Origin of the sequence: Olsenella phocaeensis (assembly GCF_900120385.1) — a bacterium.
GTDB lineage: Bacteria > Actinomycetota > Coriobacteriia > Coriobacteriales > Atopobiaceae > Olsenella_I > Olsenella_I phocaeensis.
Window position 1 is genome coordinate 108,116 of record NZ_LT635494.1, and the last position, 11,153, is coordinate 119,268.

The following is an 11,153-nucleotide window of genomic DNA, read 5'->3' on the forward strand; positions in this document are numbered from 1 at the left end:
GAACCGCCTGCTCTGCCTCCAGAAGCTGAGGCGGGAGCTCCTGCGCCGGTCGGTCCCGCCCAAGCAGCGGCATGCCACCAAGCCCAGCCGCGCCGCCCGCCAGAGGAGGCTGGACGAGAAGCGGAGGCGCTCCCAGCTGAAGTCGCGCCGCCGCAAGCCCGGTCCCGACGACTGAGCTTCCAATATAGGAACACATGTTCTATACTCTTGTGGCATGGAAGGGCGAGAAGGGGAGGCTCACATGTTCAGGCAGTCCAGCGAGTACAGGGTGGCGGCGTTCCTTGCCGAGGGCTTCGAGGAGTGCGAGGCGCTCGTGGTTGCCGACCTGCTATTCAGGGCGGGCATCCCCTGCGATAAGGTCTCCGTCGCGCCCGGGCTCACGGTCGTCTCGAGCCATGGCGTGAGCGTGGGCTGCGATCGCAGCGTCTGCGACGAGGACTTCGACTTCTCTGGCTACGACCTGCTCTTCCTTCCCGGGGGCATGCCCGGGACGAAGAACCTGCGCGCCTGCGGGCCCCTGTGCCAGGCGCTCGTCGAGCACGTGGGACACGGCGGCGACGTCGCGGCGATCTGCGCGGCGCCCTCGGTGCTGGCCGAGCTCGGGCTTCTCGAGGGGCGCAGGGCCACGGGTAATCCCGGCTTCCAGGAGGTCCTCGTCGAGCACGGGGCGAAGCTTCTCCAGGACGCGGTCGTGGAGGACGGCAACGTCGTGACGAGCAAGGGGCTGGGTACGGCCATCGAGCTCGGGCTCGTCCTGGTCCGCCGAATCCTGGGCGACGAGGCCCAGGAGAGGGTCAAGGCCGGCATCGTGTACCAGGGCTAGGCCACATGCGGGCAAAGACGTGCCCGTGGCCCGATGGGGGAGGCGAGGCCGCCACCGGGTCACGTCGCCAGTACCTGGTCATCGACCTCAAGAGCTTCTATGCTTCGGTCGAGTGCGTCGAGCGCGGGCTTGACCCCATGACCACCAGGCTCGTGGTGGCCGACCCCACACGCACGAGCAAGACGATATGCCTGGCGGTCTCGCCCGCGCTCAAGGCCCTGGGCGTCCGCAACCGCTGCCGCGTGTTCCAGATTCCGCCCTCGATCGACTATCTCATGGCGCCGCCCCGGATGTCGCTCTACATCGAGCGCTCGGCTGACGTCTATGCCGTCTACCTGCGTTACCTCTCTCCCGACGACATCCATGTCTACTCCATAGACGAGGCCTTCCTGGACGTGACGGGCTACCTCGAGCTCTACGGCTGCAGCGCCCGCAAGCTGGGCGAGCGGATCCGCGCGGACGTCGTGAGGACGACGGGCATACCCGCCGCCTGTGGCCTGGGGACCAACCTCTACCTCGCCAAGGTCGCGCTGGACATCACGGCGAAGCATGACCCTGGCTTCTTCGGCGAGCTGGACGAGGAGGGCTACCGCGCCACGCTCTGGAACCACCGGCCTATCACCGACTTCTGGCGCGTGGGGGCGGGTACGGCCCGGCGGCTCTCCGAGCTGGGCATCCATACCATGGGGCAGGTCGCCAGTTACCCGCGTGAGCTTCTCTATCGCATCTTCGGCATAGACGCCGAGCTGCTCATAGACCATGCCTGGGGCAGGGAGCCCGTCACGATCGCGGACATAAAGGCCTATCGGTCCCAGAGCAAGAGCCTGAGCAGCGGGCAGGTCCTGGGCGACGACGTTGGCATCGAGGGCGGCTTGGTGATCGCGAAGGAGATGGCGGATGCCCTCGTCCTCGAGCTGGTAGAGAGGGGGCTTGTGGCCTCGTCCCTCTCTCTTGCCCTGGGGTATCGCCTTAACGGCAGGGAAAAGGCCGCCCTCACGTCCAGCCACGCCACGGCCGAGGGCGAGCACGGGCGGCGGGTGCGCTGGGGGGAGTTCGCGGATGGCGGCTCCGTCCGCCTTCCCGCCCCCACGAGCTCGCTGCACCAGGTTTGGGCTGCGCTCGAGCCGCTCTTTCGTCAGGTGGCAGACCCGGGTCGGCCCATACACCGGCTCACCCTGACCCTGGGTGACGTGCACGGGGCGGACGAGCGCGGGCTCCAGCTGAGCCTCTTCCAGGGGGAGGGGGAGTCACCGCGCGAGCGGGCACGCCAGGAGGCGGTGAGCGCGGTCAAGCGGAGGTTCGGCAAGAACGCCCTTCTGAGGGGGCTCGACCTCCTGCCCGACGCGACGGCGCGCGAGAGAAACGCGCAGATAGGGGGCCATCGCAGTGGATGAGTTCTATCTGAGGCACCCGCGCATGCCGCTTTCCGAGCGTGCCAAGATCTTCATTCCCTTCGAGCCCCTCAAGGGCTTCAGGGAGGCCCTGGATGAGCGGGAGCGACGGCTCACCCTGAGCGTTCGGCCCGAGCTCTCGGACGAGCGGGGCGCGGAGCTCTCCCGCCGGCTTGTCGACCTGGGGAGGGGAGATGCCGTCGTCGTGCGCTATCACGCGGAGGGTGAGACCAGGTCGGCCGAGGGGCCCTTCCTCGGCCTCGACGAGGGGCATGGCCTCCTGCTGGTGGGAAGCCTCCGGGTCCCGCTCGCCTCGGTGGTGGGCATCGAGGGGGTGCGGGACCTTCCAGAGTCCCCATAGGTGGGGTTCCCGCACTTTGGAAGTCGGGGCGGTACGGCAGCAAGTGCGTGGGAATACTGGGTACAGGAATCGACGTGCGACGGAGCCGCCTTGGCGTGGTTCGCACGAGAGAGGGGGTCGTGACGTTGCTCAGGCTCGTTGCCATAGAGGCGGGAATGCTGGGGCCAACCAGGCAAGGCGTTGCGTCTGCGGAGGAGCTGGACGCCTTGGGACGCCTGGAGGCGCTTGGGGTTCGCGTCGTCCTCCTCTGCGGGGGTGGCAGGGAGGAGCTCTCTGCGCTCCTGGGCGGCAGCCGGGACCTGGCGCCCTTAGCCGTCCTGGACGGCGGCGCGATGGTTCTGGACGGGGGCCGCGCGTTCCCGCCTTCCGAGGCGCGGGGCTTCGAAGGCGCGGTGGGCTGCCTGCTCGCGACGCATGGGCTCGGCTGGGAGGACGCTGCCTTCCTGGGGGAGTCCGCCGCGGGGCTTGGCTGCATGCTCCGGGCGGGGTGCTCCGCCACCTGCGAGGACGCGCCGGGAGTGGCTCTGGAAGCAGCCCGCTACGTGATCGGCCCCCGGAGCGAGGGAAGCGTCGCCTCCGCCCTGGGGGAGTTCGCGGACGGCGTCGAATGGGGAGAGGAGCCCTCGTTCGTGCGTCGCGAGAGGGAGGGACGCCCGGGCCTTGGCGACGGCGAACCCCTGGGAGAGCCGCGACGCGGTGGGGTGACCCTCCTCCTGCTGGGCCTCGTCGTTGCCCTGGCGGCCGGTAGGTTCATGCTCGTCTCGCTCGAGCGTGGGGTCGTTCTGGCCCTGTCGTCGGTGCTGCTTGCCCTTGTCGGAGTCGCCCTCTTCTACTTGGGCGTCGGTCGCATCCGGGATGCCAGGGGGCCTGGCGGCAGGGCCTGAGCCCCCTCTCGCCAAGAGGCGCGTCCCCATGGCCGAAAATGCGGCGGCCCTAAACCTCCCTGTGTCATGATGGGGCCGGGAAGGGGGTCCGTGTGGCATTCATCGAGTTCAGGGACGTATGCAAGACCTACAGGATGGGCGACGTGGAGGTGCGGGCCGTCGACGGGATGAGCTTCTCCATCGAGCGGGGCGAGCTCGTCGTCATCGTGGGACCCTCCGGCGCGGGCAAGACGACCGTCCTCAACATGCTGGGGGGCATGGACTCTTGCAGTTCTGGGACGATCGAGCTTGACGGACAGCTCGTGAGTGGCATGGGGGAGCGAGAGCTCACCCAGTACAGACGGCACGACATAGGCTTCGTCTTCCAGTTCTACAACCTGGTGCAGAACCTCACCGCCTTGGAGAACGTCGAGCTCGCCAGCCAGATCTGCCGCGACCCTCTGCCTGCGGCCAGGGTTCTCGAGCAGGTCGGCCTGGCAGGCCGCGCGGACAACTTCCCCTCACAGCTCTCTGGCGGCGAGCAGCAGCGCGTCGCCATCGCCCGTGCCCTGGCGAAGAACCCCAAGCTACTCCTCTGTGACGAGCCGACGGGCGCCTTGGACTTTCGGACGGGCAAGCAGGTCCTCAAGCTCCTGCAGGACAGCTGCAGGGTGGACGGGCGTACCGTCGCCATCGTGACGCACAACCTCGCTTTCACGGGCATCGCCGACCGCGTCATCCGCGTGCGCGAGGGGCGTGCCCAGAGCATAGAGACGAACGAGTGCCCTGTCGACGCGCTTACGGTGGAGTGGTAGCCCCATGCCGGGTGGGCCCGACAAGGCCAGGTCGACGCGCCGTGGGAGGCGCCTTGCCTTCTGGGTTGAGCTCGCGCGCGGCGTGAGGGGCTCCCTCGGCCGCTTCCTCGCCATCATGGGCATCGTCGCGCTGGGGTGCGGGTTCTTTGCCGGCCTGCAGGCGAGCGGTGCGGACATGAGGCTCGCCGCCGACCGTTACTACGACGAGACGAGGCTCTGGGACCTGCGAGTCATCAGCACGCTGGGGCTCGACGTCGCCGACCTCGAGCGTCTGGCGGAGGTCGACGGCGTCGAGGACGTCATGCCCTCGCGCTCCGTCGATGCCATGGCCCGCCTGGGCGACGAGCAGCTTGCCGTCCGGATTAGCTCGATTAGGACGGGAAGCGCGGAGTCATCGAGGCAGCTGGGCAGCGGCTCCGTCGAGTCGGACGACGACTCCTACCTGAACAGGCTCCTTCTGAGGAGTGGTCGCTGGCCCGAGGGTCCGGACGAGTGCGTCGTCTGCTCCGACGCCCCGGTGAAGGCAGGTGAGGGCCAAAAGGTCGACGTCCTCTACGGCGGCAAGGGCTTCGCGGACCTCTTCGAGGCGCGCAGGCTCGAAGTCGTGGGCACGGTCAGCTCCCCCGACCATCCCTACACGGGAAGCCTTGGGTCGACCAAGCTGGGAAGCGGCTCGATCGAGCAGCTCGTCTTCGTCGGCGAGGAGGCCTTCAAGGACGCGAGTCCCTACAGCGAGGCATACCTGACGGTGAGGGGCGCACGCGAGGAGCTGAGCGAGTCGGACGCCTACTTTGACGTCGTGGGCAGGGTGAAGGCGGCGCTCGAGGGGAAGGCCAGCGTCCTCGAGCGTGAGCGCCAGGAGGACCTCAGGGCGAAGGCCCAGTCGGAGCTCGACGAGAAGTGGGCGGAGTACGAGGAACAGCACGGCGAGACCTACGGGAAGCTGGCTGAGGCGAAGGCGGAGCTCGACGATGCCGAGAAGAGCATCTCCAGCGGTCGGGCGTCGCTCGACGCGGGCCAGGCCGAGTACGAGGAGGGCCTCTCCACCTACCTCGACCAGAAGGCGGACGCCGAGCGACAGCTCGCGGACGCCCAGGGGCAGATAGACGAGCAGCGCGACCTCCTCGACCAGAAGGAGGCCGCGCTCGTGGCGGCAGAGTCCGAATGGAGGGAGGGCTACGACGCCCTGTCCTCAGCCCTTGCGCCACAGGGGATGGGCGGGAGCGCCTTGGAGCTCCTCGCGGCCCTCGACGACCGCCTTGCCCAGTTGGCTTCGGCACGCGAGCAGCTCGAGGCCTTGAAGGCCCAGAGGTCCCAGATCGAGGAGGCGGCCTCGCAGCGGGAGGCACTCGTGGGGGGCATAGCTCAGGCGAGATCTGCCGTGGAGCGGCTCGAGGAGGCCAAGGAGTTCCTGCAGGAGGGCTTCACGCCCCAGATGCAGGAGCAGCTCGACCAGGCGAGGGCGCAGCTCGAACAGCTCGAGCAGAGTCTGGCCGGGCTCGATGCCAGCGTGGCGTACCTTCCGGAACTCGAGGCCGGCATCGCCACAATCGAGTCCCAACTTCCCTCGGAGCAGGAGCTCGAGGCACTTGCGGCCGCCCGCGAGTCTGCTGCGAAGCTCGTGGACTCCGAGTCCCGGCTCGTCGAGGGGCGACGGCAGCTCGAGGACGGAAGAGCGCGCCTCGACGCCGGGCAGGCCGAGCTCGACCAGAAAAAACGTGATGCCAACGAGTCTTTGGCCAGCGCAAAGGACAAGCTCGACGCAGCGGCGCGGGAGCTGGCCTCCTCCCGCCAGAGGCTGGACGACGCGCGGGCGCGTTACGAGGAGGGGCTGGCGGAGTATCGCAGCGGTAAGGACGAGGCTGACAGGCGCTTCTTTGACGCCCGCAGGCAGCTCGAGGACGCGCAGGAGAAGATCGATTCCATCGAGCTGCCCGACTTCTACGTGCTCGACCGCGGCCAGAGCGAGGGGGCGGCGACCTACAGCGCGGACAGCAAGCGCATCGACTCCATAGCCAACGTCTTCCCCCTCTTCTTCTTCCTCGTGGCGGCGCTGGTGTCGCTCACCACCATGACGCGCATGGTGGAGGACGAACGCATGCAGATTGGCAGCTACAAGGCCCTGGGGTACGGCAAGGCGCAGATCGCGCTCAGATACCTCCTCTATGCCGGGCTCGCGGCGGGGACGGGAGCCGTCCTGGGGATCGCGCTCCTCTCCCAGCTCCTGCCCCACATCATCATGAGCTCGTACTCGATCATCTACGCGCTACCGCCGCTGGGGTTCCCCCTGCCTGTCGAGTCGCGCTCCGCCCTCCTCGCGGGCGGCCTGGGCGTGGGCGTGACCCTCCTGGCGACCTGGGCGGCCGTCATCAGCAGCCTGCGCGAGACCCCGGCATCTCTCCTCCTCCCGCGTGCCCCCAAGCCTGGCAAGCGCATCCTGCTCGAGCGCATGGGCCCCCTCTGGGCGCGCGTCTCGTTCTCGTGGAAGGTGACCCTGCGCAACCTCTTCCGCTACAAGCGCCGCCTGCTCATGACGGTGATCGGCATATCGGGGTGCGCCGCCCTCCTGCTCGTCGGGCTGGGACTGCACGACTCCATATGGGACATCATCGACAGGCAGTTTGGTCCCATCGTCCATTACGACACCACGGTGGGCCTGAGCGCCTCCGCCGACGAGCTGGACGTGAGCTCGGTCGTCGACTTCCTCGAGTCCACGGGCGAGGTGGAGGACCTCTGCCGCGTACAGGAAACGAACATGCAGGCTACGGGCCCCGGGGAGGGCAGCTCTGCCACCGACACCACGCGCGTGAGCGTGGTGGTCCCCCGCGCGTCCGCCGAGTTGCGCTCGCTCGTGAGCTTCAGGGAGCGTCTGGGCGGCGCGCGGGTCGACTTCACGGACGACTCCGTGCTGGTGAGCGAGAAGCTCGCCACCCTCTGCGGCGTCGGGGTGGGGGACCAGGTCACCGTCTACGAACAGGACGAGGTGGGCAACGCCGTGGGCGAGGGCCTGCGCCTCACGGTGACCGGCGTGGTCGAGAACTACGTCGGGAACTACGTCTACGTGGGGCGCGGTGCCTGGTGGCGCGCGCGGCAGGAGGTCCCCGCCTTCTCGACCATACTCGCCAACTGCACGAAGGACCCGGAGGCCCGCAGCCAGATCGCGCGCGAGCTGCACGGGTGGCACGAGGTCTCCACCGTGCTCTTCAGCGAGGAGACGATAGACACCTACCGGAGCATGCTGAGCGCGGTGAACGCCGTGGTCGTGGTGCTCGTCGTATCTGCGGCGGCCCTCGCCTTCATCGTGCTCTACAACCTGACCAACATCAACATCGGGGAGCGCGTGAGGGAGATCGCGAGCCTCAAGGTCCTGGGCTTCACCCGGCGCGAGGTATACGCCTACATCTTCCGCGAGATCTGGATCCTCTCGCTTCTGGGGGACGTCCTGGGGATGTTCCTCGGGGCCTGGCTCGAGAACTTCGTCGTCACCACCGCCGAGGTCGACTACGTCATGTTCGGCCGCGAGATACACCCGCAGAGCTTCGCCGTCGCCTTCGCGCTCACCCTGCTGTTCACGGGTCTGGTGCTCCTGGCGATGCGCCACAAGCTCGACGGCGTCGACATGGTCGAGTCGCTCAAGAGCGTCGAGTAGCCGAGGCCCCGCGCCCGCCCTGGGCAGGCGCGGGGCCCATTGCGGGGCAGTCCCTACCTGCCCAGGGCCTCGACCCTGCCCAGGAGTTCGCTCCCGCGCTCGTGGAGCATGAGGGCGCTGCCGTGGCGGGCGAGGGAATCGGACCCATGGTTGGCGACGAAGCCCATAAAGGTGGGGTCGACCGCCAGGTGGGTGACGAAGACTAGCAGCTCCTGGCCCTCGCCGAAGCAGCCGTCGAGGAAGTCGAGGGCGTGGTCGAGTCCCCGGGCGCAGCTCGTGGCCTCGGCCTCGAGCTCGCGTGCGCGCTCGTCGAGTCGGGACGACAGCCGCTCCGCCACGCGTTGCGCGTCCGTCTCGGGGCGCCGCTCGGACTCTATTCGGGCGAGAAGCGCCCGCAGCCCCTCGAGGAGCTCCTGGCGCCCGGCGAGCCTCAGGAGCCTTCCCTCGGGAACCCCTCCCTTGGAGCGTGCCTCCGCAAGCTCGTCCTGGGCCTTGGCCGCAAGCGCCGCCAGCCTCCCGGCTCCTCCCTGCGCGGCGGGCGTACCGGCGTCCCCCTCGCGCAGGCCGAGCTCCGATCTCACGTCGGAAAGGGCGAGCTCCCGGGCATCGACCGCGTGTGCCTGGGACACCAGCGCGTCCAGGAGGAGGTTCACCAGCGCGACGCGCTCGTCGAAGGGCGCCCTGGCCGCCCTACCGCAGATGTCCTCGCCCGCGCTTCCGGAAAGTATGTCCGCGACCTTGTAGTCGTCCTGGTACTTCTCGAAGAGCCTGAGGTAGAGCGAGAAGTCCTCGCTGACCTGCTTGTCCTGGAGGTACTGGGAGACGAGCTCCTGGCCCGTCTCGATTCCCTCGTGGGCGTAGGCGAGGAGCATGCGCGAGAGGTCCTCCCAGCCCCGTGCCGTGACCATGCGCGTCCCGTTCACGCTTGCGCGCACCTTGTAGAAGTTCGCGGGCTTGCTGGAGAGGTAGGTGGTGATGGCCGGGTGCACCCCATGGGTGACGGCGTAGTCCATCCACACCTCGAAGTCGGGCTCCACGTCGATGCGCTTGAGGCGGTCCATCATCGCGGGGTCGAACTCCCGCGCCGCCCGGTTGTACTCCGGTGGGTTGCCAGCGCAGACTATGGCCCAACCCTCGGGCAGGCGGTGCTGGCCGAAGGTCTTGTATTGGAGGAACTGCAGCATGGCGGGCATGAGCGTCTCGCTCGCGCAGTTGACCTCGTCCAGGAAGAGGATGCCCTCGGTGACGCCCGTGGCCTCGATGCTGTCGTATGCCGCCGCGACGATCTCGCTCATGGTGTAGCGGCTCACGCGGTAGGTCCTGCCCCCAAACTCCGCCTCGGCGATGTAGGGGAGCCCCAGGGCGCTCTGTCGCGTGTGGTGCGTGATGGAGTACGAGACGAAGTTGACGCCCAGCCTGTCGGCGACCTGGGCCACCACGGCGGTCTTGCCCACGCCGGGAGGGCCCATCACTATGATGGGCCGTTGCATCTGGGGCGGCACGAGATAGAGCCCGTGCTCGTCCTTTGCCAGGTAGGCCCTGACGGCACCCTCGATCTGTTCGGTCGCCGATCGTATGTTCACGTTTCTTCCTTCCTCGGAGCGCGTCTGGCTCCCTGTCGCGCGCTTGCCCGCCTGGTCGTGCTGGCGTTCGCTAGTAGACGGAGAGCGACTCGAACTCCCCGGGATGGAGCGTGATCTGCAGCGCCCAAGGTGGCACCAGCTCGGGACGGTGGTCCTCGTCGTAGAAGACGAAGGTCGTCTTGTAGGGCGGCATCCGGTCGGGGTAGATGCCCCAGCCGTCGGTGAAGTAGATGAGGCCCTGCAGGTCGTCGAACTCCCCGTTGGCGAGGAGGTCGTTCACGTAGCGGAAGGCGGGGCGGAAGTCGGTGCCGCCGAAGCCCCTGAGCTTGATGTCGCGCCTCCAGCGGTCGAGGTCCGCGACGGAGGATATCCGCACGTCGCTCTGCACGCGCAGGTCCGCCTGGATGATGTGGATGTTGGTGCGGGCGGCCCAGCTTGACTCGCTGCTGAGGACGTCGAAGCTGGCATCGACGAACTGCTGCACCACCTCGCGCGTGACCGAGCTCGAGGTGTCTATGACTAGGGCGAAGTCGCGGATGCGCCGCTCGTCCCTGAACTCGAGTGGCTCGACGAGGGGCGTGTCTCCATAGAGTTCGAGTCCGTAGGTGTAGAAGACGTAGTCGAACTCGTCCTGCGAGAGGCGCATCTCCTCGTTCTGGACGGCGAACTGCCGCAGGAACTCGCGGTAGTCCACCCGTTCGTGGGAGGAGACCTCGAGCTCGCCGACGAGCCCTCCCACGCGCTGGCCGCTCTGCCTCGAGAGCGTCTGCAGGTCGACGCGGATCGACTTGGCCGCCTCCCTCCATTCCTCCTCCCGCCGTGCGCTCTCCGCGGCAGGGTCGCGGGCCGGTGCCTGCTGGGGGCGCGGGGAGCCGTGGGCAGGACCCTCGGCCTCGGAGGGCCCCTCTCCCTTGACGTCCCCCTCGTCCTCGTCCCAGATGTCGTCGCGGTAGTCGCCCCCGCTTCCGTGCCCGTCCGAGCCTGCGGAGCCCTGGTCCTGGCCCTGCGAGCTCCTGCGGCGTTGGGAATCCGCCTGGCCGTCGGAGGGGCCGTCCTGCGCGTCCGCCCCGTCGCCCTCGTCGGTGGGCTGGTCTGCCGCACGGGGGTGCCAGGGCGCGTGGTCGTCCACGCGGAAGAGCTCCTCCCAGACCTCGCGCATGTTGTCCCAGCAGCCCCTGCGCAGGCGCCCATAGAGCCTCTCGGTCGTGACGCGCCCTTCGAAGGCGTCGCGGAGCTGTTCCATCACCGCGGCGATCTTCTTCCCGCGCTCTCCCTCGCGCGGGCCCACCAGCTCGGTGGAGAGGCCCTCGGCCACGATGTCGGCGGCGAGGTCCCATGACCTTGCGTCCACGCTGGCGTCTACGAAGGGATGCAGGAGCAGGCAGTGCACGAAGAGGTGGGCGATCTCGTGGACGGGGGGCTCGTGCGTGGCGCGGAACTCGTCGAGGATGCGGGTGGGGTCGTACCAGAGCGTCCCGCCATCGGTCGAGAGGGACGTGCCCCCCAGCTCCCGGGGCGCCAGCTCGAGCAGGCCCATGCTGGAGGCGAGGAAGGGGTTCTGGGCGAGGAGGGCGTCTCGGGCGAGCGAGACCACCTCCAGCGCGAGGGCGTCCCTCTCGCCTTGGGCCCCATCGTCTTCCCCTGCGTCAGGGAGAGGCCCGGAAGGAG

The 11,153-nt window shown here is 68.5% G+C and carries 8 protein-coding genes; 6 read left to right on the forward strand and 2 right to left on the reverse strand.

Annotation, left to right across the window (positions count from 1 at the left end; genetic code table 11):
• Window positions 1–241: 241 nt before the first annotated feature.
• The 6 genes from BQ7388_RS00470 to BQ7388_RS00495 all read left to right on the forward strand — a co-directional run bounded on the left by BQ7388_RS00470 (window position 242) and on the right by BQ7388_RS00495 (window position 7,902).
• Window positions 242–823, forward strand: coding sequence for a DJ-1 family glyoxalase III (locus BQ7388_RS00470; protein ID WP_062531348.1), 582 nt, complete (start codon window positions 242–244; stop codon window positions 821–823).
• A gap of 5 nt (window positions 824–828) precedes the next feature.
• The gene (locus BQ7388_RS00475; RefSeq protein ID WP_072499511.1) at window positions 829–2,217 is read left to right on the forward strand and encodes a Y-family DNA polymerase; all 1,389 of its coding nucleotides are present in this window, start codon (window positions 829–831) and stop codon (window positions 2,215–2,217) included.
• Window positions 2,210–2,575, forward strand: a complete 366-nt coding sequence (locus tag BQ7388_RS00480; RefSeq protein ID WP_062531346.1) for a hypothetical protein — start codon at window positions 2,210–2,212, stop codon at window positions 2,573–2,575. Before BQ7388_RS00475 ends, BQ7388_RS00480 begins: the two co-directional genes overlap by 8 nt.
• A gap of 95 nt (window positions 2,576–2,670) precedes the next feature.
• Window positions 2,671–3,459 (forward strand): HAD family hydrolase, encoded by a 789-nt coding sequence (locus tag BQ7388_RS00485; RefSeq protein ID WP_129583120.1) that lies wholly within the window; start codon window positions 2,671–2,673, stop codon window positions 3,457–3,459.
• A gap of 92 nt (window positions 3,460–3,551) precedes the next feature.
• Window positions 3,552–4,253: an ABC transporter ATP-binding protein gene (locus BQ7388_RS00490; protein WP_009279045.1), complete on the forward strand. Its 702-nt coding sequence runs from the start codon at window positions 3,552–3,554 to the stop codon at window positions 4,251–4,253.
• A gap of 4 nt (window positions 4,254–4,257) precedes the next feature.
• Window positions 4,258–7,902 carry an FtsX-like permease family protein gene (locus BQ7388_RS00495; RefSeq protein ID WP_072499513.1) on the forward strand — a complete coding sequence of 1,215 codons (3,645 nt, stop codon included), beginning with the start codon at window positions 4,258–4,260 and terminating at the stop codon, window positions 7,900–7,902.
• A gap of 53 nt (window positions 7,903–7,955) precedes the next feature.
• On the opposite strand, the gene BQ7388_RS00500 is transcribed toward BQ7388_RS00495, so the two are convergent.
• Complete coding sequence (locus BQ7388_RS00500; protein ID WP_072499514.1) at window positions 7,956–9,485, reverse strand: ATP-binding protein; 1,530 nt, start codon at window positions 9,483–9,485, stop codon at window positions 7,956–7,958.
• Window positions 9,486–9,555: 70 nt separating this feature from the next.
• On the reverse strand, window positions 9,556–11,153 hold a 1,598-nt coding region (locus tag BQ7388_RS00505), incomplete at its 5' end, for a DUF2201 family putative metallopeptidase (protein ID WP_234946719.1).

Coding starts and splice junctions, on each gene's coding strand:
- BQ7388_RS00470 (WP_062531348.1), top strand. CDS start 242: ATGTTCAGGCAGTCCAGCGAGTACAGGGTGGCGGCGTTCCTTGCCGAG.
- BQ7388_RS00495 (WP_072499513.1), top strand. CDS start 4,258: ATGCCGGGTGGGCCCGACAAGGCCAGGTCGACGCGCCGTGGGAGGCGC.
- BQ7388_RS00475 (WP_072499511.1), top strand. CDS start 829: ATGCGGGCAAAGACGTGCCCGTGGCCCGATGGGGGAGGCGAGGCCGCC.